This is a genomic window from Mesorhizobium sp. LjNodule214 (assembly GCF_964252735.1).
Lineage (GTDB): Bacteria > Pseudomonadota > Alphaproteobacteria > Rhizobiales > Rhizobiaceae > Mesorhizobium.
This window is the reverse complement of the sequence record NZ_CAXUPE020000002.1, coordinates 1,532,418-1,557,705: the sequence shown is the minus strand read 5'-3', so window position 1 is coordinate 1,557,705 and position 25,288 is coordinate 1,532,418. Positions and strand designations below refer to the sequence as shown.

At 61.0% G+C, this 25,288-nt stretch carries 23 protein-coding genes; 13 read left to right on the top strand and 10 right to left on the bottom strand.

The window, feature by feature from the left end; all coding sequences use genetic code 11:
- Window positions 1-4: 4 nt before the first annotated feature.
- The 4 genes from ACSQ3Z_RS21315 to ACSQ3Z_RS21300 all read right to left on the bottom strand — a co-directional run bounded on the left by ACSQ3Z_RS21315 (window position 5) and on the right by ACSQ3Z_RS21300 (window position 5,916).
- Window positions 5-1,144, bottom strand: coding sequence for an ABC transporter permease (locus tag ACSQ3Z_RS21315; protein ID WP_436173247.1), 1,140 nt, complete (start codon window positions 1,142-1,144; stop codon window positions 5-7).
- A 1-nt stretch (window position 1,145) separates the two neighbouring features.
- Window positions 1,146-2,153, bottom strand: coding sequence for an ABC transporter permease (locus tag ACSQ3Z_RS21310; RefSeq protein WP_436173246.1), 1,008 nt, complete (start codon window positions 2,151-2,153; stop codon window positions 1,146-1,148).
- Window positions 2,154-2,247: 94 nt separating this feature from the next.
- Window positions 2,248-4,332: an ABC transporter substrate-binding protein gene (locus ACSQ3Z_RS21305; protein WP_436173245.1), complete on the bottom strand. Its 2,085-nt coding sequence runs from the start codon at window positions 4,330-4,332 to the stop codon at window positions 2,248-2,250.
- Between the two features lie 117 nt (window positions 4,333-4,449).
- Complete coding sequence (locus tag ACSQ3Z_RS21300) at window positions 4,450-5,916, bottom strand: alpha-glucosidase/alpha-galactosidase (RefSeq protein WP_436173244.1); 1,467 nt, start codon at window positions 5,914-5,916, stop codon at window positions 4,450-4,452.
- A gap of 304 nt (window positions 5,917-6,220) precedes the next feature.
- Between ACSQ3Z_RS21300 and ACSQ3Z_RS21295 the strand changes: the two genes are divergently transcribed.
- Both ACSQ3Z_RS21295 and ACSQ3Z_RS21290 read left to right on the top strand, forming a co-directional pair.
- A complete protein-coding gene (locus tag ACSQ3Z_RS21295; protein WP_436173959.1) occupies window positions 6,221-7,018 on the top strand; it encodes an AraC family ligand binding domain-containing protein in 798 nt (265 codons plus the stop codon).
- Window positions 7,019-7,249: 231 nt separating this feature from the next.
- A complete protein-coding gene (locus tag ACSQ3Z_RS21290) occupies window positions 7,250-8,641 on the top strand; it encodes a family 16 glycosylhydrolase (RefSeq protein ID WP_436173243.1) in 1,392 nt (463 codons plus the stop codon).
- Window positions 8,642-8,816: 175 nt separating this feature from the next.
- On the opposite strand, the gene ACSQ3Z_RS21285 is transcribed toward ACSQ3Z_RS21290, so the two are convergent.
- A complete protein-coding gene (locus tag ACSQ3Z_RS21285) occupies window positions 8,817-10,052 on the bottom strand; it encodes a cation:dicarboxylate symporter family transporter (protein WP_436173242.1) in 1,236 nt (411 codons plus the stop codon).
- Here ACSQ3Z_RS21285 and ACSQ3Z_RS21280 point away from each other — a divergent pair.
- Window positions 10,032-10,784, top strand: coding sequence for a GntR family transcriptional regulator (locus ACSQ3Z_RS21280; RefSeq protein ID WP_436173241.1), 753 nt, complete (start codon window positions 10,032-10,034; stop codon window positions 10,782-10,784). The two genes, ACSQ3Z_RS21285 and ACSQ3Z_RS21280, sit on opposite strands and share 21 nt — an antisense overlap.
- On the opposite strand, the gene ACSQ3Z_RS21275 is transcribed toward ACSQ3Z_RS21280, so the two are convergent.
- On the bottom strand, window positions 10,752-11,645 hold the full coding sequence (locus ACSQ3Z_RS21275; RefSeq protein ID WP_436173240.1) for a LysR family transcriptional regulator: 894 nt from the start codon (window positions 11,643-11,645) through the stop codon (window positions 10,752-10,754). The genes ACSQ3Z_RS21280 and ACSQ3Z_RS21275 overlap by 33 nt on opposite strands.
- Window positions 11,646-11,776: 131 nt before the next feature.
- Here ACSQ3Z_RS21275 and ACSQ3Z_RS21270 point away from each other — a divergent pair, with 131 nt between their 5' ends.
- From ACSQ3Z_RS21270 to ACSQ3Z_RS21255, 4 genes are read left to right on the top strand one after another with little or no spacing between them, the layout of a single operon-like run.
- A complete protein-coding gene (locus ACSQ3Z_RS21270; RefSeq protein ID WP_436173239.1) occupies window positions 11,777-13,018 on the top strand; it encodes an FAD-dependent oxidoreductase in 1,242 nt (413 codons plus the stop codon).
- A 10-nt stretch (window positions 13,019-13,028) separates the two neighbouring features.
- Complete coding sequence (locus ACSQ3Z_RS21265) at window positions 13,029-13,280, top strand: sarcosine oxidase subunit delta (protein WP_436173238.1); 252 nt, start codon at window positions 13,029-13,031, stop codon at window positions 13,278-13,280.
- Window position 13,281: 1 nt separating this feature from the next.
- Window positions 13,282-16,176: a 2Fe-2S iron-sulfur cluster-binding protein gene (locus ACSQ3Z_RS21260; protein ID WP_436173237.1), complete on the top strand. Its 2,895-nt coding sequence runs from the start codon at window positions 13,282-13,284 to the stop codon at window positions 16,174-16,176.
- Between the two features lies 1 nt (window position 16,177).
- Window positions 16,178-16,840, top strand: a complete 663-nt coding sequence (locus ACSQ3Z_RS21255; protein ID WP_436173236.1) for a hypothetical protein — start codon at window positions 16,178-16,180, stop codon at window positions 16,838-16,840.
- 124 nt (window positions 16,841-16,964) lie between these two features.
- Here ACSQ3Z_RS21255 and ACSQ3Z_RS21250 read toward each other — a convergent pair whose 3' ends face one another.
- Window positions 16,965-17,303 carry a RidA family protein gene (locus tag ACSQ3Z_RS21250; RefSeq protein WP_436173235.1) on the bottom strand — a complete coding sequence of 113 codons (339 nt, stop codon included), beginning with the start codon at window positions 17,301-17,303 and terminating at the stop codon, window positions 16,965-16,967.
- Here ACSQ3Z_RS21250 and ACSQ3Z_RS21245 point away from each other — a divergent pair.
- Together ACSQ3Z_RS21245 and ACSQ3Z_RS21240 are read left to right on the top strand one after the other, a co-directional pair.
- The gene (locus ACSQ3Z_RS21245) at window positions 17,235-18,173 is read left to right on the top strand and encodes an alpha-hydroxy acid oxidase (RefSeq protein WP_436173234.1); all 939 of its coding nucleotides are present in this window, start codon (window positions 17,235-17,237) and stop codon (window positions 18,171-18,173) included. The genes ACSQ3Z_RS21250 and ACSQ3Z_RS21245 overlap by 69 nt on opposite strands.
- Before the next feature lie 184 nt (window positions 18,174-18,357).
- The gene (locus ACSQ3Z_RS21240; protein WP_436173233.1) at window positions 18,358-19,467 is read left to right on the top strand and encodes a mandelate racemase/muconate lactonizing enzyme family protein; all 1,110 of its coding nucleotides are present in this window, start codon (window positions 18,358-18,360) and stop codon (window positions 19,465-19,467) included.
- 515 nt (window positions 19,468-19,982) lie between these two features.
- On the opposite strand, the gene ACSQ3Z_RS21235 is transcribed toward ACSQ3Z_RS21240, so the two are convergent.
- Together ACSQ3Z_RS21235 and ACSQ3Z_RS21230 are read right to left on the bottom strand one after the other, a co-directional pair.
- Entirely contained in the window at window positions 19,983-20,348 is a 366-nt protein-coding gene (locus ACSQ3Z_RS21235; protein WP_436173232.1) for a nuclear transport factor 2 family protein, read from the bottom strand.
- A 240-nt stretch (window positions 20,349-20,588) separates the two neighbouring features.
- Window positions 20,589-21,500, bottom strand: a complete 912-nt coding sequence (locus ACSQ3Z_RS21230) for an AraC family transcriptional regulator (protein WP_436173231.1) — start codon at window positions 21,498-21,500, stop codon at window positions 20,589-20,591.
- A gap of 152 nt (window positions 21,501-21,652) precedes the next feature.
- Here ACSQ3Z_RS21230 and ACSQ3Z_RS21225 point away from each other — a divergent pair, with 152 nt between their 5' ends.
- Together ACSQ3Z_RS21225 and ACSQ3Z_RS21220 are read left to right on the top strand one after the other, a co-directional pair.
- Window positions 21,653-21,823, top strand: coding sequence for a hypothetical protein (locus ACSQ3Z_RS21225; protein ID WP_436173230.1), 171 nt, complete (start codon window positions 21,653-21,655; stop codon window positions 21,821-21,823).
- A 6-nt stretch (window positions 21,824-21,829) separates the two neighbouring features.
- On the top strand, window positions 21,830-22,489 hold the full coding sequence (locus ACSQ3Z_RS21220; RefSeq protein ID WP_436173229.1) for an alpha/beta fold hydrolase: 660 nt from the start codon (window positions 21,830-21,832) through the stop codon (window positions 22,487-22,489).
- 693 nt (window positions 22,490-23,182) lie between these two features.
- Here the strand turns inward: ACSQ3Z_RS21220 and ACSQ3Z_RS21215 are convergent.
- Window positions 23,183-23,938, bottom strand: coding sequence for an SDR family NAD(P)-dependent oxidoreductase (locus ACSQ3Z_RS21215; RefSeq protein ID WP_436173228.1), 756 nt, complete (start codon window positions 23,936-23,938; stop codon window positions 23,183-23,185).
- 360 nt (window positions 23,939-24,298) lie between these two features.
- Here ACSQ3Z_RS21215 and ACSQ3Z_RS21210 point away from each other — a divergent pair, with 360 nt between their 5' ends.
- Together ACSQ3Z_RS21210 and ACSQ3Z_RS21205 are read left to right on the top strand one after the other, a co-directional pair.
- Complete coding sequence (locus tag ACSQ3Z_RS21210; RefSeq protein WP_436173227.1) at window positions 24,299-24,895, top strand: L,D-transpeptidase; 597 nt, start codon at window positions 24,299-24,301, stop codon at window positions 24,893-24,895.
- A 205-nt stretch (window positions 24,896-25,100) separates the two neighbouring features.
- Window positions 25,101-25,241 carry an ABC transporter gene (locus tag ACSQ3Z_RS21205; RefSeq protein ID WP_120019056.1) on the top strand — a complete coding sequence of 47 codons (141 nt, stop codon included), beginning with the start codon at window positions 25,101-25,103 and terminating at the stop codon, window positions 25,239-25,241.
- The last annotated feature ends 47 nt before the right edge of the window (window positions 25,242-25,288 follow it).

Sequence of the window (25,288 nt, the reverse complement as noted above, 5' to 3'; positions counted from 1 at the left end):
CCCCTCAATACGGATCGACTGCATCGCGCAGCCCATCACCAAGCGCGTTGAAGGCGAACACGGTGACAAGCACGAAGCCGACGGGGGCCAGGATCCAGGGGTAGGTGCCGATGACCGAGTAGGTCGCGGTGTCCTGCAGCATGAGACCCCATGAGATCAGCGGCGGTTTTACGGCGAAACCGAGAAAACCCAGGAACGATTCAAGCAGGACCACACTCGGGATCGCCAGGGTGACGGCGACGATGACGTGGCTCATCACGTTCGGGAAAATATGCTGCATGATGATGCGGCGATCGGTGGCGCCGACCGCCATCGCCGCGCGTACATAGTCGATGCGGGCCAGCGCCAGCGTCTTGCCGCGGACTTCGCGCGACATCTGCGCCCACCCGAGTGCCGACATGATGACGATCACGAAGGCGAGGAAGACGTTGGTCGGCGCCGTCACCGGGACAAGCGATGTCAGCGCGAGATAGAGCGGCAATTGCGGGAAGGCGAGCACCAGTTCGACGAAGCGCTGCACCCAGACATCGAACGTACCGCCGAAATAGCCCGACACCATACCGACGGTCGTGCCGATCACGGTGACGATGAAGACCACGGTCAGCGCGATCATCAAGGAGATGCGCGACCCGTAGATGGCGCGGGCCAGCACATCGCGGCCGAATTTGTCGGTGCCGAGGAAATGCACCGGCTGGCCGTCGGTCGAGCCGAAGAAGTGCCGGTTCGCGGGGATCAGGCCAAGCAGCCTGTAGTCCGCGCCCCTGACGAAGAAGCCGAGCAGGCGCGGATGGTCATAGTCCGCCCCGACGACCGGCTGGAAGGTGACGGGGTCAAGTTCCTCGGAATCCGCCAGTGCATAGACGCGCGGCTGGAAAACGAAATTGCCGTCCTTGTCGTGGAAGCTCATCATCTGCGGCGGGGCGAAACCGATGTCGGTGATCTTGGGGTCCATGGGTACGAAGAAATCGGCAAACACCGCCATCAGCACCAGCAGCACGACCAGGATGAGCCCGGCCATACCGGTCCAGGATCGCTTCAGGCGACGCCAGACGAGCGCGAGATAGCTCTCATTGCCGTGTGGCCGTTTCTCATTCTCGACCGATACTTCGGGCGGTGGCGGCAGCGAGGGCTCGCGCGCAAGCATCTCAGGCCCCTCCGTATTGGCGGACGCGGGGGTCGAGCAGGGCGAGCAGCATGTCGGCGATGATGTTGCCGACGATCAGCGTCGCCGACAGCACCATCATGAAGGTCGCGGTGACATAGACGTCGCCGACCGCCATCGAGCCGACGATCGCCGGACCGACGGTCGGCAGGGCGAAGATGATCGCGGTCTCGATCTCACCGGTGAGCATGTAGGGCAGCACCACGCCCTGATACATGACCAGAGGATGCAGCGCATTGGGCACCGCATGGCGCATGACCACCGCACTGCCGCTCAGGCCCTTGGCTCGGGCGGTTTCGACATATTGCGCGTTCAGCGTGTCGAGCAGATTGCCGCGCATGACGCGCATGTTGTAGGCGAGCCCGCCGAAAGTGGCGATCGCGACGACCGGCCAGACATGTTTGACGAGGTCGACGAACTTCGCCCAAGACCACGGCGCACCGCCATATTGCGGCGAAAAGAAGCTGCCGATCTCGGACACGTTGAACTGGAAGACCAGCAGATAGACGATGATCAGCGCCATCAGAAAGCGAGGCACCGTCATGCCGAGGAAGGAGACAGCCGACAGCGCGCTGTCGATCCAGCTGTACTGCCGGGTCGCCGCCCAGATGCCGAATGTGATGCCCAGCACCGAAGCGAGCAGGTGGCAGACCAGCGCCAGCAGCAGCGTGCGCGGCAGCCTTTCGCCGACCACGTCGGCGACCGGCTTGTTGTAATAGAGGCTGTAGCCGAAATCGCCGCGGGTGACGATGCCGGTGATCCAGTTGAAATACTGGACCGGCATCGGCTTATCGAGACCGTGCTCGATCCGGTACGCCTGCGCCTGCGCGTCCGCCTCGGCGAAGGAGGCGCCGCCCTGGTTGATGAGCTGCGAGCGGATGTAGTCGGCGTAGTCGCCCGGCGGCGCCTGGATGATGGCGAAGGTGACCAGGCTCAGGATGGCGAGAACTGGTATCGCGGATGCTATGCGTATCATCAGGAATCGCAGCATCGGACCGTTTCTCCTCCTTGCAATCGGGTTTAGGTATCCTTGACCCCGGCCGCGCCGCGGCGCGGCCGGGGAACTTCGCAGTCAGGGAGGAAACTCAGTTCGTCGTACCCTTGTCCCCGGGCTTTCCGGGCAATTGCTCGGGGAACAGTTCGTATTTCTGCTGCTTGTCGGCGGCGACAAAGACGCGCTCGCGGACGATTGTGTCCTCAGCCCAGTTGAACATGAAGATCGGCGTTCCCTGCGGGATGTTCGAGAAGCGCTTGTTGATGATGAGCGCACCCGGATATTCGGTCAGGCCGACCGTGTAGACATGTTCCGTTGAGATCTTCTGGAACTGCTTCATCAGGCTGGCGCGCTCGTCATTGTCGTCGGACGCGACGAACTTGTTGACGATGTCGACGAGATCCTTCTCGAACGGCATCAGGTCGACCTCGCCGCTTTCCGGCGCCCGGTGGTTCCAGCTGGTCTTCGGGCCGACGGGAGCAAGCTGCTCGGTGTTCTGCACCACAGACGTCAGCTCCTGGTCGTTGCGCCTCACCAGCCAGTCGAAGCGGCCGGAATATTGCGAGGCGTCGCGCTGGGTGCCGTTCAGACCATTCAGCACCACCCGAAGCCCGAGCTTTTCCATCTGGCCGACGACACCTTCGGCAAGGCTCTTGTCGGTGGTGTAGTCGTTGTTGACCAACATGACGATCTCGACATTCTTGCCGCCGGCGGTGCCAGCCGGGAAGTTGACGAACCCGTCGCCATCCGTGTCCTTCAGGCCTGCCTTGGCCAGTTCCGCCTTGGCGCCTTCGAGATCGAATGGATAGTAGACGGTCGAATTGCGGTCATAAAAGCTGGTGCCCGAGGAGAAGCCGCCGGGATAGATCGCCGTGAACGGACCCTTGACCAGCGAGTCGCCGAGGGCCTTGCGGTCGAGCGCCATGGTGACGGCCTTGCGGAAGTCCTCGTTGCGGTTCAGCTCGCGGACAGCCTGGCCGCGTTCGTCCGGGTTGCCCCAGCCATTGGCCGAGAAATTCATGCGCAGATTGTAGCCGATCAGGCGCGGGCCGAAGGCAAGGCGAGCCGGCGCATCCTTATCCGCCGCACGCTTCAGTGAAGCGACGAAGTTCTCCGGTTGTTCGAGGTTGGAGAAGTCGCCTGAGCCCGCAACCGCTTGAACGTCGCGGTCGGCCCAAGTCGACAGCTTGTAATGCAGTTCGTTGAGATAAGGGAGCTGGTTGCCCTTCTCGTCGACCTTCCAATAGTAGGGATTGCGGCGCATGACGACGATGTCGTCAGGGCGGTACTCAACCGGCACCCAGGCGCCCATCACGGGTATGTTCATGTATTCCGGCGGGAAGGCGTTCTTGAACTGCTCGTAGGTGTTCTTCGAGTATTTCGGATGCTGCGGCTTCAGGATGTGCGCCGGGCCGGGGCAGAAGGTGCCGTAGGCCATGGCGTAGAGGTACTGCTTCGGAAAGGCATCCTTGAAGGTCCATTCGACGGTGTAGTCATCGATCTTCTTCAAGGTCGTGCCGACGCCGAAGGTTTCCTGGGTGGCGCCGTTCAGCGGCGAGACATTGGGGTCGACGACCTCGTCGTCCCAGTAGAACATGAGGTCGTCGGCGTTGAAGGGAACGCCGTCAGACCACTTCGCGCCTTCGATCAGATGCATGGTCAACTTGTGGCCGTCCTTCGACCAGTCCCAGCTCCTGGCTAGGTTCGGCAGCGGTTCGGTGTCCTTGGCCTCGACCTGGAACAGCGGTGCGGTGCGGGTCAGGCATTCGGACAGGCCGATATCGATGCCGCCCCAGCCTTGCGTCTGGCCGGCGCCATAGTTCCAGCCTTCCGGCCGGCCGCCGATGACATGGCGCATGGTATCGCCATAGACGCCGATGCCGTCAGGCATGTTGCCGGTCTTGAAGACCAGCGGTTCCTTCGGCAGCCGATCCTTGACCGGCGGCAGCTTGCCGGCCTTGACGTATTTCTCGGTGACCCAGTCGGGTTCGTGGTACTCGGGCAGCGCCTTGAACTCCAGGATGGAGTCGCGCGCGACATATTTGATTTTCCCTTCGGCGGGGAATTGCGCCGGCGCCGGCTGCACGGTCGGTTCGGATGCGTAGGCATTCAACGCCATGGCGGATACGCTCAGCGCCAGCCCTGCTAAAATGCTGATGTTGCGGAAATTCCTCATCGTCTTCCTCCCATTTGTTGGGAGCGTGCTTTACGCCGCTCCATTTCTCCTCGAACGATTTGCATGCGGTGCGGCTGCGGTCTTCCTCCCGGAAATTTGCCGCTATGCTCGTGAAACTCAGACGGCCTGTTTCAGCGCCGCCTTTTCGGCGCGCAATTCCTCGATCGAGCGGACGTCGCGCCGCGCGGCACCCGCCCAATCCCTGGTCCGGACCTTGGACTTCGATAGCCGCTCCTTGGCGGCCGGAATTGCATCGGCGTATTGCGGCAGCCAACGGGCCTGGGCGACGACCATCTCGTCCACCATCTGCCAGACTTCCTCCGGCGTCGACACGGCACCGACCAGCGGATCATGCAGCACGGCGAGCTTGAGCAGGTCGATGTCGCCGCTGATCGCCGCATGCACCGACATGCGCTGCACGTTGATCGAGGAAATGCAGGTGGCGGCGCAGGCTTCCGGCAGCGTGATGCCAGAGGTCATGTTGATGCCGAAGCGATCGACGAAGCCGGGCGACTCGATGATCGCATCCTGCGGCAGGTTGGTGATGACGCCATTGTTCTTGACGTTGAAATGGCCGCGATAGACGCGGTTCGTCTCCAGCGCCTCCAGAATGTGGCTGGCATGCTCGTTGGAGCGTTTGGCGGGGTCGATCGGCTTCGATGCCGCCTCGAGAAACTGCGGGAATTCCGTCTCGAACCAGTTGCGCGTTTCGGTCGAGTAGCGAAGGTAGCCGCCGGTTTCGCCATGGATCCAGTCGGACATGTCGATCCAGCGGGTGATTTCGTCCGGCCGCTTGCGATACCAGGGCAGGTATTCGGACAGGTGGCCGTTGCTTTCGGTCGAATAGACGCCAAAGCGCTTCAGGACGTCGATGCGCAGCTTTTCCTGTTGCGAAAAGACCGGATGCGCCTCGAAAGCGGCGACCAGCTCGTCCTTGCCGATCTTGTGGCCGTTGAGGCGCAGATCGATGAACCAGGTCTGGTGGTTGATGCCGGAGCAGACATAGTCGAGTTCGCCATGGGATTTGGCGCCGAGCACTTCGGCGATCTGTTCGGCGCCGTGCTGGACACCGTGGCAGAGGCCAACCGTATCGACCTTGCCATATTCGATCGCCGCCCAGGTGTTCATGGCCATCGGGTTGGCATAGTTCAGGAATTTGGCGCCGGGCTCGGCAAGCTCGCGAATGTCCTTGCAGAAGTCGAGGATGACCGGAATGTTGCGCTGGCCGTAGAGGATGCCGCCGGCGCAGATCGTGTCGCCGACGCATTGGTCGATGCCATATTTCAAGGGAATGCGGATATCGTCGGCATAGGCTTCGAGCCCGCCGACCCGCACGCAGCTGATCACATAGCGCGCGCCTTCGAGCGCCTTGCGACGGTCGGTGGTTGCCGTGACCTTTGTGGGCAGTCCGTTGGCCGCGACGATCCGGTCGAGGATCGCCTTGATCATCTGGAGGTTGTGGTCGCTAAGGTCGGTCAGCGCGAATTCGATATCCTGGAATTCGGGAACGCACAGGATGTCGGTGAAGAGCTTCTTGGTGAAGCCGACGCTTCCCGCGCCGATGATAGCGATCTTGAAACTCATCTGCCTGGCCTCGACCTGATCGACATATTGGGCAAAGAGCGGTGAAAAGAGATCCGATCCACATGCCAGGGCATGTGGCCAAGACAAGCCGGAATCCGGCGCCTCCTCCTGTCCGTTCCTCGACCGCTATTTGTTTTGCACTGCGGTTTGTTTTGCTTTTCGTAGCGCATTATGCGCCTAATCGAGAAAGCGACCAGAGAAGGATTATGCTTTCAGGGGTAATTTTGTGCTGCGAAACCTGATCGACTCCGGGCCGTCGGCCAGGACAGTCTCGCTGCCGCGCGGCCGCCAGCGGCTGCACACCATGCCGACAAGCACCGGCTATGAAGTGCGCGAGAACGAGATCTACGACTGGGACGGGCGCAAGCGCGGCCAGACGCCGTTTACCGTGCTCCAGCATACGATCAGCGGCACGGGCCGGCTTCGCTATGAGAACCGTAACTACCGCCTGCAAAAGGGCGATACGCTGCTGGTGCTGGTGCCGCACAACCACCGCTATTGGCTCGCCAAGGGCGAACGCTGGGAATATTTCTGGATCTCGATGAACGGCGAGGAGGCGCTGCGCATCCACAAGTCGATCCTTTCCGCTGTTGGGCCGGTGCTGCGGCTGCAGCCGTCGACGATCGATCATCTCGCCGATTGCAGCGTGCGCCTGATCACGGGAGCGGTCACGCCTGGGGCGGCGTCGGCGGTGGCCTACGAGGCGGCGATGGCGCTCTATGACGATGTCTTCGGCTCGCATGCCTTCACCGACGAGGAGAGCGCCATGCAGCCGGTGGTCGACCACATCAAGGCAAATCTCGACAGGCCGCTCCGCGTTGCGGACCTCGCCGAGATCAGCGGCCTGAGCCGCGCGCATTTCTCGCGCTGCTTTGCCGAGAGCGAAGGCATTCCGCCCGCCGAATTCGTGCTGCAGCAGCGGCTGCAGCGCGCGGCGAAGCTGCTGACGAAAGCCGATTTCCTGCCGGTCAAGGAGGTGGCCATCATGTGCGGCTTCGAAGACGCCAACTACTTCTCGAAAGTCTTCCGCCGCCTGTACGGCACCAACCCGACGCAATTCCGCACCACCGGCATGTATGCCAGCATGGGAAACCACCGTTAGATGTTATTTCACCATCCACGCCGCAGCCGCGACGCACAGATTGCGACGACTCGTGACCAAAAAAAGTGCTGGCGGCCCAATCCTTATGCATTGAGGCAATGAGAGCGCTTCGGACAGCCTGCGTGTTAAGTTGTTGGTAACTCTCCCAAGTCGAAGACCAAAAAAAGCATTGGCTTCTCGTGCCCTCCATAGATGCTAGGGCCGGCATCGATGCGAGACGAGGAGACCAGAATGGCCACCGTCCTGAACGCCAAGGGCGTTCCACTTCCCTACAGCGGGTCCTCGACAAAGTGGTACTCGGCGGCGAATTCCGGCCCGGCACTCTATGGCAGCACATACAATGACTCGATCTACGGCGACGCTAGCGTCAGCGTCACGATGTATGGCGGCAAGGGCGATGACATTTACTATCTGTATTCCACCAAGAACAAGGCGGTCGAACTGGCGAATGAGGGTGTCGACACCATCTCGACCTGGATGAGTTACAGGCTGCCAGCGAATTTCGAGAACCTGACGGTCACGGGCGACAAACACTATGCGTTCGGAAACGCGGCGAACAACATCATTACCGGCGGCTCCGGCCAACAGACGCTCGACGGCTTGAAAGGCGATGACGTTCTCAAGGGTGGATCCGGGGCGGATATTTTCGTCGTGGCCCCCGGCAACGGCAGTGACCTGATCCTGGACTTTGGCGCCACGGATACTGTGCGCGTCGGGAGCTACGGCTTCAACTCGTTCGAGCAGGTGCAGGCCAGCATGGTCCAGTCGGGAGCGAACGTCCGGCTTAGCCTGTCGGACACCGAGTTTCTCGTCTTCGCCAACAAGACCGTCGACCAGTTCACCGCAAGCCAGTTCGATCTGGCCCTGGACAGGTCGCATCTGGAACTCACCTTCGCGGACGAGTTCAACACGCTGAGTCTGTGGAACGGCTCGAGCGGCACCTGGGACTCGAACTTCTGGTGGGGGGGCGCGAACGGCAGCTCGCTCACGGGCAACAACGAGCTTCAATGGTATATCGATACCAGCTACGCCCCGACGAGTTCCGTCAACCCGTTCAGCGTCGAGGACGGTGTTCTCACGATTACCGCTGCCCGTGCTTCCGAAGCGATCAAGCCTTATATAAACAACTACCAATACACCTCAGGCTTGCTGACGACCTACGAATCCTTCGCACAAACCTACGGCTATTTCGAAATTCGGGCCGACATGCCCGAAAAACAAGGCGCATGGCCGGCCTTCTGGCTTCTGCCTGAGGACGGCTCCTGGCCACCGGAACTGGATGTCATAGAGATGACCGGTCAGGATCCAAACAAGCTCCTTTTGACAAGCCACTCGAACGAGACGGGAACCCAGACGACAGTGGCCTCGACGGCCTTTGCCGCGGATACCAGTGGGTTCCACACATACGGGGTGCTGTGGACGGAAGACGAACTCGTCTGGTATTTCGACGACGTTGAAGTTGCCCGTGCCGCAACGCCCGCCGACATGCACGACCCGATGTACATGCTGGTCGATCTGGCGGTTGGCGGCATCGCGGGGACGCCCGCCGACGGGCTAGCGACGCCTGCGGAAATGCAGATCGACTATATCCATGCCTACGCGCTGAGCGATTGGTTTGTCTAATTTAGCCGCGCTTCCGACCGACGCTGCGAACATCCCGGTGATCGACCGTTGGCGTTACCTCAAGCATGCGGCTCTAGAGCGGTTCAGCTTTTGATAGAATCGCCGACCCGCTCTAAACATTTGTTTTTACGCAATTCCGGACGGAAAACCGCTCCGCACTTTTCCTGGAATTGCTCTAGTGGGCCAATGATGCCCGAGGCTCGTCGGCGCGGACGGTGTCCGTACCGACATCCAGCAGTTCCTCGGTCGATCCATCCATTTCACCATTGAGAACCTTATGTGCCCGAACGCGGTCGATATCGCCTCCCCATGCAGCGATGACGACGGTCGCAACGCAGTTGCCGATGAGATTGCCAAGCGCGCGGGCCATGCCCATGAACCAGTCAACGGACAGCACGAGAACCAGGCCGATCGCCGGGATCACGGGCACGGCCGATAGTGTTGCGGCCAGAACCACGATTGCCGAACCGGGCACGCCGTGGGCGCCCTTGGATGTAAGCAGCGCGATGCCGAGAACGACCAGAAGATCGGAAGTCGAAAGTGGTGTGTTCATCGCCTGGGCGATGAACACGGCGGCCAGGGTAAGGTAGATCGAGAAGGCGTCGAGATTGAAGGAATATCCGGTCGGGATGACGAGACCTACGGTCGAGTCCTTGATGCCCATTTTCTCCAGCTTGCGCATCACCTGCGGCAGGACACTGTCTGACGATGCCGTACCCAATACGATGGTCAGTTCTTCGCGCAGATAGGCAAGGAACTTGATGAGGCTGAATCCGGCCATCCTCATGATCAGGCCCAGTATGCCGAAGACGAATATAATGACGCTGGCGTAGAACAGGGCAACAAGATAGCCGAGCTGCTGCAGCGAACCGATCCCATATTTCCCGACCGTGAAGGCAATGGCGCCGAAGACGCCGATGGGCGCGAGTTTGACGATAAAGCCTATGACCTTGAACAGAACGTCGGTGATGATCTCGATGATATTGACGACCGGCCGTCCGAAAATGGTCGTCGGGATGATGCGCATGAGGACGTCCACGGTGCTCGTGACTTGTCCGACCTTGTCGGTATAGGAGCCGAGGGCGCCTGCATCGAGCTTCGAGGGATCGATGTTCATGCCGGCGCCGGGCGCGAAGAAATGAGCAATGAGGAGGCCCATGACCAGAGCCACGGTCGTGACCGCCTCGAAATAGAGGATGGCCTTTACACCGACGCGGCCGACTTTCCGCAGGTCGCCCGCGCCGACGACACCATGGACGACGACGCCGAAACGTCCACACGTCGCATCGCGGTGGAGTTTCAACTTCCGCCGACCAATGGTTTTGCTCGACCTGCAGATCGCTTGTCTCGCGAATCCGATTAGAATAGCCCTTTCAAAGGCAGGCACGTATTGGCACACAGGACAATTCAAGAGGTAGTGAACTCAATGACCGAACGGGATGCTTGGAAAGTGACGCGTGAACTGCGCGACGCGATCTTGCGGCTGGAGCTGCGTCCTGGTCGAAGCCTCGACGAGGCAGCACTTGCCGAGGCATTGTCGGTCTCACGCACGCCGGTACGTGAAGCCATCATCCAGCTGATCGCCGACGGTCTGGTTGTGCGCGAAGGGCGTTCTGCGAAGGTGGCGCCCCTCGATTTCGATGATTTGCCCAAGCTCTATGACGCGTTGCTGATCGCCAGCCGCATGGTGCACCGCCTCGCGGCCCAAAACCGCACGGATGAGGATTTGAAGCGGATCACCGAGCAGATGGAACTGTTCAAGGACGCGGTGGCCTCCGGCGACGGCGTCGGTCGCTCCGAAACCAATTTCTCGTTTCACATGGCGATCGCCAAGGCCGCGGACAACCGACATTTCTCCGGCTTCTATGAACAGACGTTGATCGGTTCCATCCGAATTGCGCGCGCCTGCTTCGTCAGCGCTGCCAATGAAGACGAAAATGACGTTCGACTGCACCTCGCCGAAACCGTGCGCCAGCATGATCTGATATTCGACGCCATAAAGGCGCATGACGCCGAGCGCGCCGACGAATACGCCACGCTTCATCACAACCTGACCAAACAGCGCATCAAACGGATAATGTTTTCGGGCGCGCCGGTGTTGAACGGAAAGCTAGATCTCACTGTGGAATGGAACCTCCCCTGACAGCCATTGCAGGAACAACGTCGCGGACCGCGAGAGCCGGCGCTGTTGATTGGGGACCACATGCAGGGCAACCGGCAGGATTTCCCCCGCGCCGAATGGCGCTACCAGCCGCCCCGAGGTGAGGTAGGCCGCCGCATAAGTCGACATGACGGCCGTGATGCCGCCGGCGCACGCTGCAATCTCCAATGCCGCGGCCGCATTGTCGGCCTTGATCGGCGCCTTTTGTGGCACGACGACCATGTTTTCCTGCTTCGCCCAAAGATCCAGCAACTGCATCCTGCCCTGCACATAGATGAGCCGGGCGGCGTTGAACCAGTCTGCACTGGGTTGCGCACCGGCCTGGCGAGCGGTCTCGGGGTCGCAGAGAAGCACCAGTCGCTCTTCTCCCAGTCGAACGGCGCCCGATAGCGGCTGCAACGGGTCGAGGGCCAGAATGCTCAGATCCGCGAGTTCCACATTGGGGTCGGTCCAGATCGTGCTGTTCAGCCGCACCTCGATCCGCGGATGGGCGGCGGAAAAACGACCCAGATGCCGTGCGAGCCACAGTGTGACGAAGCTGAGCGGGGCTGAAACCGTCACGCTGGTCTGCGCCTGGGCGCCCAGCAGTCCTTCGGTCGCCGCCTCGGCCCGATCCAGAGCCTCGGCTATTCCCGGCAGATAGGCCGTGCCGACTTCGGTCAACTCCAAACCGTTGCTGCGGCGGTGGAAGAGTGGCCTGGCGAAGAATTGCTCCAGCGCCCGAACCCGCTGGCTGATCGCCCCTTGGGTGCAATTCAGCTCCTCGGCGGCCCGGGTGAAGCTCAGATGCCGGGCTGCCGCTTCAAAGGCTTCCAGATAGATGAGATGCGGCAGGTTTCGCATGATAGAGGCCCTCTTGAGGTTTTCCATGCATTACGAAAACGAGGTCACTGGGTAAAGAACGATTTCTTGCGCCAGGCCGGCCTCGCAGGTTTTCTAAGGCTCGATCCCCAGCTGCTGAACCGCAGGAAACCATGCCTCTCTCCTTGCTGAAATACGGCCTGCGCGCCAGGCACGTTGCCTTTCGCGACATCCCTCTGACGCCCGAGCTGAAGCGATCCTACGACGTGGTGATCATCGGCGGCGGCGGTCACGGTCTTGCGGCGGCTTACTACCTGTCCAATGTGCATGGCATTCGCAACATCGCCGTGCTGGAAAAGGGCTATCTCGCCGGCGGCAATACGGCGCGCAACACCACCACGATCCGCTCGAACTACATGACCGAGGAATCGATCCGCTTCTACAAGGAAGGGGTCGAGCTCTTCGAGACGATGTCGCGCGATCTCGGCTTCAACGTCATGTTTTCGCAGCGCGGGCAACTGACGCTCGCGCATTCCGAGGCGACGCTGCGCAGTTTCCATCTGCGTGCCGAGATGGGCAAGCATGTGGGCACCCGGATCGAAGTGGTCGATGTCCAGACGGTGCAGGAGCTTTGCCCGCATCTGAACCTCGATCTCGGCGGCCAGCACGAGGTGATGGGCGGTCTCTGGCATGCCGACGGCGGCACTGCCCGACATGATGCCGTGGCATGGGGTTACGCCAAGCACGCCAGCGAGCGTGGCGTGGAGATTCACCAGCGCACCGAGGTGACCGGCTTCGAGCGCGCGGGCGATCGGGTCACCCACGTCAAGACGAACCGCGGCACGATTGCCGCCGGGCAGGTGCTGCAGGCGGTGGGCGGACTCAACGGCCGGGTCGCCGCCATGGCGGGCATCCAGCTGCCGATACGCTGCTTCCCGCTGCAGGCAATGGTGACGCAGCCGTTGAAGCCATTCCTGCACATACTTGTCTCGTCCGCCAACCTGCACACCTATTTGGTGCAATCCTCCCGTGGCGAGGTCGTCATCGGGGGCGGCTCCGACCCCTACCAGCTGGCGTCGACCCGCTCCACGCTGGACCAGAAGGAACATCTCGCCGAAGGCGCGCTGCACCTCTTCCCCTTCCTGCACAAGGTCAAGCTGCTGCGGCAATGGGCTGGCATCACCGACATGACGCCGGATTACAGCCCGATCATGGGGGCCTCACCGCTGCAGAACTACTGGCTCGACTGCGGATGGGGAACGTGGGGCTTCAAGGCGACGCCCGTGGCCGGCAAGCGCATGGCCGAGACCATCGCCAGCGGGCGCGTGCCCGATGTCCTGAAACCATTCGACCTGCGCCGGTTCGACAGCTTTGCGTTGCTGAACGAAATGGGCGCCACGGCCGCAAGCCATTGACGAGGCTTCCATGAAACTTCTGACCTGCCCGGTGAATGGGCCTCGCAACATTACCGAGTTCCAGTATCTAGGACCGGTTCGCGCGGCGAGCGCCGACCAGCCCGAGCAGTTGATCGAGTCCTTGTTCTACGCCGAGAACCCGCTCGGCGTGATGCGCGAGTGGTGGCGGCACACCCCATCCAACACCGTGTTCTTAGCCGAACGCCATACCGTCAGCGACCAGATCCTTGCCACCTATCTTCCGAGCCGAAAGCCCGCCTGACATGACCGAACGGTTGCCGCCTCCCTGGGGATCGCGTCTCGATCGCACCCGCAAGATCCGTTTCGCCTTCGATGGCCAAGCGCTCGAAGGTTTTGCCGGCGACTGCATCGCCTCCGCCATGGCCGGCACCGGCCGCTGGATCCTGTCGCGCTCGTTCAAATACCACCGTCCGCGCGGAATTCTCACCATGGCCGGGCAGGACGCCAACACGCTGGTGCAACTGCCGGATGAGCCGAATGTCCGGGCCGATCTGCGCCCCATTACTGCCGGATTGCAGGTCACCGCCCAGAACGTCAGCGGGACGGCCGAGCGCGACCGCGGCGCGGTGCTCGACAGGTTGGGGCGCTTCATGCCCGTCGGGTTCTACTATCGCAGTTTCTTTCGCCCCGGCGCGAAGAGCTGGTTGAAATTCTGGGAGCCGATGATCCGCAAGTCGGCCGGCCTCGGCAAGGTCGATCCGGGCGCCGGTCACGGCCACTACATCAAGGAAAACCTGCACACCGACGTGCTGGTCGTGGGCGCAGGCCCGGCCGGCCTTTCGGCCGCCATCAAGGCCGCCGAGGCGGGAGCGCAGGTGCTGCTGGTCGATTTGAACCCGGAACTCGGCGGCGCCTTGACCTATGCGCGTTTCGGGCTCGAGACAGCGGAGGGGGAGGCGATCCTGAAGTCGCTGCGCGAAGCGGCCGGAAATCTGGGCAATCTGCGGGTGCTGACCGGTGCCACATGCAATGGCTGGTTTGCCGACAACTGGCTTCCGGTGTTGCAGGGCGAGGTGCTCTATCGAGTTCGCGCCAAGCAGGTCGTGGTGGCCGCGGGTTCGCATGAACAGCCATTGGTATTTCGCAACAACGACCTGCCGGGCATCGTCTTGTCGTCCGCGGCACAGAGATTGATGCGCCACTATGCGGTTCGTCCTGGCCAGCGCGCCGTGGTCTTTGCCGGCAACCGGGATGGATATCTCACAGCTCTCGACCTTCTCGATGCGGGCGTATCGCTGGTCGCCGTTCTCGATCCCGCCGCCGATGCGTCCGAAAAAATCCTCGCACAACGCCTCATTGAGCGCGGCGTTCGGATCATCCCCAATGCCACCGTCACGGAAGCATTGGGGAGCGGAGGCAATCGCCATATCAGAGCCATCCGCTTCAGCACGCCCGAGCGTGGCACGGAACTGTTGGACTGCGATCACCTGGTGGTCGCCGCGGGCTACACGCCGTGCTATCAGCTGCCGCTGCATGCCGGCGCAAAGCTGGGCTTTGACGAGACCAGCCGGCAATTCGTGCTGAGCAATCTGCCGGAAGCGTTGCATGTCGCCGGATCGGCGGCAGGATATTTCGACCTCAAATCGGTGCTGCGGAGCGGCGAGGTCGCGGGCGCGGCCGCGGCGCAGGGCGCCGGCCATGCTTGCGTCCACCCGGACATCATCCCGGATGCCAGCGCGCAAGAGATGAACTGTCTCCAGGAACTATCCCCCCATCCCAAAGGGCGGGATTTCGTGGATTTCGACGAGGATCTGCAGATCAAGGATATCAAGAATGCCGTCAGCGACGGCTATCGCGAGCTTGAGCTGGTGAAGCGCTATTCGACCGTCGGCATGGGGCCGTCGCAGGGCCGGCATTCCGCCCTGGCAACCGCCCGGATCGTCGCTCGGGAGACCGGGCGCAAGGTGGGTGAGGTGGGGATCACCACCTCGCGTCCGCCTTTCGGCCCTGAGAAACTCGGCCTGCTCGCAGGTCCGAACCATGTGCCCTACCGCCATACCGCCATGCATGCTGACCATGTCTCCGGCGGAGCGAAAATGGCACCTGTCGGGGCATGGTGGCGGCCGCTGCATTACGCCGGAAATCGCGACGTCAAGAAGGCGATCTGGGACGAGGTTATGCTTGTGCGCAATCAGGTCGGCATGCTCGATGTCTCGACCTTGGGCAAGTTGGCGATCCGTGGTCCGGATGCCGGCGCTTTCCTCGACCGGATCTACACGATGGCCCATGCCAGGCAGCCGGTGGGGCGCGTCCGCTACTGCCTGATGCTGAATGATATGGGATCGGTTATCGACGACGGGGTGGCTTTCCGCCTGTCCGAGACCGAATTCTACGTGACCGCCACCACCGGCGCCGTCGCTCGCGTCTTTACCGACATGCTGTTCCTGAACACGCAATGGGGCATGCAGGTCGATATCCAGAACGTCACCGCCGCGTTCGCCGCGATCAACGTCACCGGCCCCTCAGCACGCAAGGTTCTCGAGGCCCTGGGGGGTGACATCGATCTCTCCCCGGACGGCTTCCCCTATCTCAATGGCCGCAGCGGTGTGATCGGCGGGTGCCCGGCTCGCATCATGCGTATCGGGTTTACTGGCGAGCTGAGCTACGAGCTTCACGTGCCACAATCCTTCGGAGCGGCACTCTGGCGGAAGCTGCTGGAGGTAGGGGCACTCTACGGTCTGCAGCCCTATGGGCTGGAAGCCTCGCGTATCCTGCGTCTGGAAAAAGGCCATATCATCATCGGGCAGGATACCGATGCGCTCTCGACGCCGGATGAACTGGCCATGGGGTGGGCGCTGTCGAAGGCCAAGGCGCGATATGTCGGCAAGACGGGCGTCGAGGCACGCGGCAGGCTGGGCCCGAAGCGCAGGCTCTGCGGCTTCGAACTGCCCGAAGGGCACGGCATCCGGCTGGCGGAATCCTGCCTCGTGTTGCGGGACGGACGCCCGGTGGGCTTTGTCACCTCGACCTGCTTGTCGCCAACCCTGAACAAATGGATCGGGCTGGCCTATGCCGACCCGCGTGATGCGACGCCGGGATCCAGTCTCCGCATACGGGGCCTGTGTGGCAAGGAACTGGAGGCCAGAGTGGTGCCTACCCCATTCTATGATCCCGAGAACCAACGGCAGGAGATGTAAGATGCTTCCGCGCCACCATCCTGGGATCTCGGTCGGCATTGACCCGAGCTTGCGCCACAGCGCCTTGACACAACGCCTTGCGCGAAGAGATGCGCCCCCCGGAGCGCATGAGAACGTCGTTTTCGATTGCACGCAGACGGAGCGTTTTGGGCTGCGCGGCCCAGGTACGATGGACTGGCTCGGTGAAGCGGGTCTATCCGCACCCGAGGCGGTGAATACTACGCTTACCCTGCCTTGCGGCACGTCCGTGCTGCGGCTGGGCCAGCAGGAGGTGCTGCTGACGGCGCCCCCCGGTGGCAGCGGCGCGCGGTTGCGTGAGCTGCGCAACGCTTGGCACGACAGTGAACTCCCGGCCAAAGGCTACGAAGCCTATCGCGACGAGGGCTGGGCGTGGTTCGTGATATCGGGTCCTGCAGCACCCGCGTTGATGCGGCGGATCTCGATGGCCGATCTGAGGCCGGAAAGCCTGAAACCGGCTGATCTCGCCCAGACCCGCGCCTTGCATCTGGATGCGGTTGTGGCCCGTTTCGACCGTTTCGGCGCGGTGTCCTACGACATCTTCATCGACATCGCCTCGGCGGCGTTTGCGCTGGATGTCCTGACCGAGACCGCGGCGGGAACGAATGCCGGCTTTCAAATGGCGGCTCTTCATCTCGCCGAATAGTTCGGCTCTCGCCTGGTTCCTTGCCCGCAGCAGCCGGAGCGCGCCGGTCGATTGGTCACGTGACGAAAACAGCGTCTCATGGATTGGAAAGCTTGGAAGATGCAGGCTTGGCGTCGCCGCCCGCCTATACCGCCGCGACCAGTTGCACTTCCACGGGCGCATTGCCCGGCAGCGTCGCGACGCCGACGGCGGCGCGGCTGCCTATTCCGCGCTCGCCAAGTCTGGATTTCAGAAACTCGGATGCGAAATCCGCCAGCTTAGAGTGCGCCGTGAAGCCGGGCTCGGCCGCGATATAGACCGTCAGGGTCAGGATTGCGGAAAGGCCTTCGCCCTCTGCCAGCTGTGCTTCGGCCGCCGCCAGAGCGTTGCTACAGGCCAGGATCGTCGCGTCCTTGTGCAGGGCAGGGTCGGCATCGGCCGGCACCGGTCCGGTAAATTGCAGCACCCCATTCCTGCGTGGCATGGTGGAGAGATAAAGCTCGCCCGGGCCGCGGCACGCGCGAATATTCCCGTCTGCATCTCGACGCAGTCGGTGACCACCATCGAAGAGGTGCGCGACGGGGCGCCCGGCGCCTTGCTCTGGTTCCAGCTCTACATGTGGAAAGACCGCAATCTCTCCCGGCAGCTTCTGGAGCGGGTGGCCGCGAGCGGCGTGACCTCAGTCGTCCTCACCGTCGATACACCGGTTGTCCCGCGGCGCGAATACAACGTCCGCAACGGCTTTTCGATTCCATTGCAATACACGGTTCGCGCCGGTGTCGACGTGATGATGCATCCCCGGTGGATGTTCGGCGTGCTCCGCTATCTGACGACCACCGGCATGCCGACCTATGGCCACTACCCGAAGGAATTTCGCGGCGCGATTACCAGGCCTTCGGTCTCTGACGCCGTGAAGCTCGAAAACCTGCTGAACTGGGATGATGTGCGCCAGCTCCGGCAATGGTGGAAGGGCGAACTCGTCATCAAAGGAATTCTCTGTGTCGAGGATGCCCGCAAATCTCATGAGATTGGAGCGGACGGTATCGTCGTGTCCGCGCATGGCGGTCGAAATATCGATAGCGCACCGACCCCCGCCAAGGTTCTTCCGGGCATCGTGGATGCGGTCGGCCAGAAAATCGAAATCCTGGCGGATAGCGGTGTTATGCGCGGCAGCGACGTTCTAAAATATGTCTCGCTTGGTGCGAAGTCGGTGATGTTGGGCCGTCTTCCTTTGTGGGGACTGGCATCCGCCGGTGAACCCGGAGCGGACGCCGTGCTCGAGATGATGAGAACCGAAATCGATATCAGTCTCGCCATGCTTGGCGCTCAAACGCCGCGGGAGCTGCAGTCTTGAAGGTCCGGTCCATCGAGCAATGGAAGGCGAGGGCGCCAAGGACATCAAACAGCGTGCACTGGAGCATGCGCGACGGCTCTTGGCGGAGTACGAGGAGCCAAAGCGAGGAACTGCGCGCCTACATCGATCGACGTTCGCGCGAGATTCCGGCTGTCGACGCACTCAATGAGGACCACTGATCAAAATGCGCATTCGCTCCATCAACGTATACCGGGCGCTCCTGCCGGTCAAAGGCGGCGCGTATCGCATGGCGAGCGATACGGTTCAGAATCTCGATAGCACCCTTGTTGAGGTAACCACTGAAGATGGACTGACTGGCTGGGGAGAGACCTGCCCCGTCGGGCCGGTCTATCAACCACACCACGCCTTGGGAGCCCGCGCCGCAATAGCCGAGATCGCCCCCGGCCTGATTGGCGAGCAGACCCAGTCGGTGCGTCATCTCGCCAAGCGAATGGATGAGCGTCTAACCGGCCATGGCTACGCCAAGGCGGCGCTCGACATAGCCTTGCTCGACGTCATTGGCCAACGCCTGGGCGTTCCGGTTTCGACTCTGCTGGGCGGCGCGCTTACTGACCGGGTGCCCTCCTACTACTCCACCATTGTCGGCTCTCCCGATGAGACTGCGCGTATCGCGGCCGACAAGGTCAAGGCGGGTTACCCGCGTCTCCAGATCAAGATCGGTGGCCACAATCTCGAACAGGACGTCGCAACCGTGCATAAGGTATGGGAGGCTGTTGGCTTCAAGGCCCGCTTGGCGGTGGACGGCAATCGCGGTTTGACCGTAACGTCGGCCCTTCACTTCGACCGGCTCTGCCAATCCATTCCGTTCGTGTTCGAGCAGCCATGCAACAGCATGGAAGAGATCGCAACTCTCAAAGGCAGGCTTATCCATCCGGTCTATCTGGACGAGAACACCGAAGACCTGAATGCGGTGTTGCGGGCCATCTCAACGGGTATCGCGGACGGTTTTGGCCTCAAAGTCACGCGCCTCGGCGGTCTGACTAAAATGATGACCGCTCGCGACATGTGTTCCATCCGATCGTTGCCGCACAGCTGCGACGACGCATGGGGTGGTGACATTATCGCAGCGGCCTGCGCACATCTTGCTTCTACGGTCGAGCCACGTCGCTTCGAAGGCGCCTGGATCGCGCAAGAATATATCGATGGGCACTACGACAATACGAACCCCGTGGTCATAGAAAACGGTCATATCGCCGTGCCGCAGCGACCGGGCCTCGGGGTCAAGCCAGAAGCCGGCGTCTTCGGCGCCCCGGTAGCGAGCTATGGTTGCTGATGAATGCTCCTGCCCGCAATTTGCGAAACCAGCAGCCCTGTCCACCCTGACGCTGCGCTTCAGGTGTCGGGCAAGCCGCATGACATTGCCGTGCTCGTGTTGCCTGGATTTTCGCATCCGGCGCTTCACGCCTACATCGAACCTTTCCGAATAGCCAACGCGGTTTCCCGGCCTGGTGCGCGCGAGTGTTCAAGGCGGTTGACGGTAGCGGCGCTTAACTTATTGATCCTATTTACCAAAATGGTAGCGGGAGAGCGCTACCGCCTTTCCCCACACTCATCGAACTGCCAGTTCAGGCTTCACTGTCGTGGCTTAGCGAAGCAAGCAATCCGCACCCGGCCGCCTCGCAATGCAAGCGCGTATCCGGTGCGTCGCGGCCTGGTCCATCTAAGGCGATAGCATCAATGCTTCGTCATAGAATGCTCGGTTGTTAACGCGCCCGACGGCAGGGCCCCCAGAGCTCGATTTACCGACACTGAAGCGAACAAAGCAGCGCGCGAGCATCTGCGATCGACTCAAAACATGCCGTTTGGATTGTTCGCGCTCTCGGGCACTGGCTGCAGCACATCCCAGTGTTCAAGAATCTTGCCGTCGGCATCGAAGCGGAAAATATCGACGCCCGCGGTTTCCTTGCCGCCCCAATCCAGATACCGCACATGGATGAACGCCAAATCGCCGTCGATGGCGACACGCTTGACCTCGCAGGGCACTTTCTTGACCTGTTTGAGGAAGTTGACGATGAAATCGGTGCCGTCCGGGAACATCGGGTTGTGCTGGATGTACGGGCCGGTCACCAGACCGGGCAGCAAGTCACCTCGACCCTCGTTGAAGACTTTGCCGTAGACGGTGTCGATGGCGGTTTTCATCTTGTCGCGTTGCATGAAGTGCGCTCCCTCGTGTGTGTCGTTGGCCCGCCGAACGAGCCAATTCCTCACGGCCACTGAACCGCCAATCGGCTCGACGATGAATGCCAATTGATCGCTATTTCATATCTATTCGTCTCACGGCGCGGCGCCGTGTCATCGGGTCAGCGGAATCGAGAAACACTGAAGCCGTCTCGCAAGAGGCGCGACTGCATCGCAATTCGTCTCTCTTTGCCAGCGCTCGGCGTTCCGTTCCATTCAACCTGAATTTGATGCGGTACGACGATGATGAATCGGCGAGACACCACGAACCGATTTGAAAGCGCGACTGAACGAAAATTCTGACTGGTAGCCGACACGCGAAGCGATCTCGGCCAGCCTTAGATTGGTTTCCTCGAGCAACTGCGCTGCAATACCCATGCGCCATCGTGTTAGGTAAGTGTGTGGTGGCTCGCCTATTAAGGTACTGAAATGACGGGCAAAAGCAGCGCGTGACAAGCCGGCTTCTCGTGCGAGCTCTTCTAACGTCCAAGCGTAATTGGGCGATTCATGCATGCGTGTGAGGACGTGCGCAAGTGACGGCGAACGCATGGCCGAGAACCAGTCGCCTGCTCTAGATGATGATGCCTCACTCCACTCGCGCACGAAGTAGACGAACAAGGACGAAATGAGGTTACGAACCACGATCTGATTGCCAAAATTGGGCGCCTCAACTTCGTCGCTAAGCATGCGCAGCGTGTTTCTCAATGGTGAATGTCCGGGCTCGATCCCGGCGTGGAGTGATATGGCTGGTGGCATCGCGCGTAGGGCCGGAAGTGCGAGGTGCTGATCCAGATTGTACTGACCACAGATCAGCGTGCTTGCTTTTGCATCGTTATCAACAACGCCATCCCACCTGGCCAAAAAAATATCCAGCGGCATCGCCTTGCCATGCTCGGAATGCGCCACTTCATGTGCGCTGCCGCGCGGAAACAAAACTAGCTCACCGGAACGCAATTCCACTGTCTCAGCGTCAGGCCGACGCACAAAGGCGCGTCCCTGCGCAACGAAATGAAACACCACGGCATTGCGCGGCGGAACCGAGAATCCCCACGGGGCCGCGACGCGCGTGCGCACCAATACCACACCCTCGGCCCGAATTGCTCTTATCCAGTCGTTCAGTGGGTCCATGGGCTACGACTCATGTGAGACGATCCGTTATGATATTGCCCCATATGCGCATGGTCAATCTTTCCTGGTAATGCTTCTATGGGTTGCCGCCAAGCCCAATGAACGAGTCAGGGCGAGAAGCGGCAACGAGTATTTTCAGGCGAGAAACGGACATGGATCACGATCTTCCCGATGTTGGGACAGTAGAGTTCGCCGTGATTGACGACCTGCGCATTCGCTATGCCCGATCGGGGGTGAACCAGGGCGTTCCGGTACTGCTGACCAGTCCATGGCCTGAAAGCATCTACGCCTTTCGCGACGTGCTTCCCGTGCTTGGGTGTTGAAATCCGTTGATCGCACTTGATCTTCCGGGCTTCGGAGTCTCCGACAGTCGCCCTGAGGTGCTGTCCCCTGAAGGTATGGCCGCTTTCATCCTTCAGACAGCCGCACATTTCGGCATCAGTCGTATGCATGCGATTGGTCCCGATGTGGGTACATCTTCCTTGCTACTCGCGGCGGCGCGCAAGCCCGAACTGTTTGAGAGCCTTGTGGTTGGCGGCGGTGCCGCCAACGCAGACCTCGCCGCCGGACAGTTGAAGGATTTGATCGCTTCTGAACCCGGAGCATTTGCCGCGATCGATGGAGGTCCGATCGGCGCTGGATTCGTCTCGCAATCGGCGCGGGTTGAACCCCCTCCAGCAGTCCTCGAGGATTACCGGCAGGCTTCCGCAGGACGGCGTTTCGAAGATGCCACCAATTTCGTGCGCGCCTATCCTCGCGATTTACCGCGCCTTGAGCGGGTCTTGGGTGAAATCGAAACACCGATTCTAATCCTGGTCGGCCGAGACGATCCGATCGTACCGCCGGAGAACGGTCGACTACTCGCGGCTCGTCTCCCTCGTAACCGCTATATCGAGTTGGATGGCGGCCACCTTCTGTGGGAAGACATACCGGAGATTTATGCCGCAGAAATCGAACGCTGGCTCGCGAGCGGTTATCGAGTTCTCTGATCGTCGATTGTGATTGTTCCCACTAATCGACGGAGCTTCGGTAAGTTTTGCGATCTCTCAGTAAAGCCTTCGATTTCGCCGGCGATGCTTGCGCCCGCGATGTTCGCGCGGCGCCGATCCCTGTCGACCTGCCCAGTGGCTGGAACCGCTTTCTCGGCGGCCGACATCACTGCCGTAGTGACCGTCGATTTCGCAACGGCAGCAATGAAGATGCCTATCCCCGATAGCTCCCGCGCATTGCGGAGTGGTACGAGACAGTGGCCGCACGTCCCAATGCCAGTGCTTAGACGCCGATCTGCCAATCAACGATATTACCGGCAAATGTCTGCTGTCCGCACCGGAGCCCGTGCCCGTCTATGGTGCGCTATCGGCGTCAGCAAGAGTGCTCAGTGTGGCTGGCGGTAGCGGATGTCCACGTAACCGATTGATCTTATTGACCAAATTGTAGAGGGAGAGGAACCGGGACCCAACCTTCTCTACGGAGCCGCGCCATGACGGCAACTGAAATGCGCCTCGGATACGTTGATGACGACCGGCCTCGCCGGAACCGCGCTTAGGTCGGCTCCCCAAACTCCGCCTCGCTCCGTGCAGATGGGCGTCTCTTATAGTCGACGGGCGACAAATAGCATGACCGCCGTCTCGGCACGGCCCGCCCGCTATTCAAGAGGGGCGAACTGCGGCCAGCCACTGCACCTAATGGGCGGTGTAAGCTCCGTCCACCAGATGGTAGCTTCCAGTGATAAAGCTAGCCTGGTCGGACAAGAGGAAGCACACAAGAGCCGCTACCTCTTCCGGTCTCCCGCGCCTGCCCATAGGCTGAAGCCCCGCCATGCGCCGGATGGCTGCCGTCTCCATTTGCTCCGACAAAAGTGGCGTTTCGATCCAGCCAGGGGCGACGACATTGATTCGGATGCCCATTTTAGCATATTCCATCGCCGCAACCTTGGTCAGTCCAACGACCCCATGTTTCGCTGCCGTGTATGCGGAGGCAGTTGGCAATCCGACGGAACCGAGAACGGAAGACATGTTGACGATAGCGCCTCCGCCCCGATCCAGCATGGCGGCGATCTCGTACTTCATGCAGTAGAAAATGCCATTTAAATTGACGTTTATCAGCTTGTGCCAGTTGTCGAGCGGATAGTCTGCCGTTGCTTTTCGAACGCCGTCGATACCTGCATTGTTTACCGCCATGTCCAGGCCGCCGCATTTCTGGACAGCGAACTCGACCAGCTTTTCCACAGCTGCCGCATCAGTGACATCGACCGCAAAGTCGTGGGCCCTGCCTCCTTGCGAGCGTATCTCGGCGGCTTTGCTGTGTGCCGCCTCAGCATCAAGGTCGGCAACAACAACCTCGGCTCCTTCTTGTGCGAGTTGCCGTGAAACAGCCGCTCCTATTCCGGAGCCTGCGCCGGTCACAACCGCGATCTTATCTTGGAAGTCATGCTTCATCTCTATCCTTTTGCCCACAGCGACAGACCGAATGGAGCCAGATGATTGTCGCAAGAGGCTTCGTTCATAGCAGATTTCGGCAGCCAAGGCCTCTTTCTGTCCTGTGAACTCTCCTGGCGCCCGACGACGTCAGCCAACCTGCGGGGCGCCCAAATGAAAGGTTACACCAAGCAGCCGGCCTGACTGGATTTTAAGGCATCACACCAGTGAAGCGGTTTGGCGAGCATGGCCGGTCGGCAACGCAACAACGCCTGGTTCCGGTTGTTCCAGGTCAGTTCAGAAGGCGCGAGACTTGGCCAGCGGGCCTTGGAGTGTTAGAGACGACGGCGGTAGGGCTGACCATTTTCTCAGCAGGTAGAAATGGACAAAAACCACATTGCGCGCCGGGGGCTCGTGCTGGGTAGTCTGGCTCTGATGGCCTCCGGATGTACGTCAGCGTTACGACAGGCGGCGGAGCCGATTTCATCCGCGTTCGCACCAAGGCGTGGCCTGGATCCTCGTTACCGACGGCAGCATGTGCGGTATTACGGAAATGAGCCGGCTGGAACGATCGTGGTCGATACTTCGCAACGTTTCCTCTATGCCGTCGAGAGGGACGGGTGGGCGACGCGCTATGGCGTCGGCGTCGGCGAGCAGGGACTTTCGTTCAAGGGCACAGCCACCGTCGGCCGCAAGGCGGACTGGCCGTCGTGGACGCCCACCGACAACATGATGAGGCGCAAGCCGCGCCTAGTGCAATACGCAGGCGGGGTCCCCGGCGGACCAAACAATCCGCTTGGTGCGCGGGCCCTTTATCTCTATCGCGACGGACGCGACACGCACTTCCGGGTGCATGGCACAAACGAGCCGTGGACGATAGGCACAGCGGTATCGAACGGGTGCATCCGTTTGATAAATGACGACATCATTGACCTCTACGACCGTACCCCTCTGGGCACGACGGTGCTGGTTATTTGATGGTCTGAGATGCGCCGCACGCTTGATCTCCGTCGGATGGTGAACGCTGCCAGCACGTCACCGTAAACGGGCCGCGGGGCACCGGGTGCCAATTATGTCATTTCCGCACTAGGCCTTGGCCTAGTTTGCAGCTAATTTAGCGGGGCTGCATTATTTTTTGTGGCGCTTCCATAGGCTATTCCGCCCCCGGGGAAAGGATTGCTTGATGAGCAGGATCTTGATTGCAATGGTTGCTATGCTCGCCGTTGCCAGCCTGAGCGGCTGCGCGAACGATTGGATCGGCAAAGGAAAGGGGAAGGCTCCTCCGCCGGAACCCGCTCCGGTAGAGCAGCCCGTAATTAAATAAGGACCGGCTTTCGGTGAGTATGGGAAGGGCCGCCAGGCCCTTCCCCG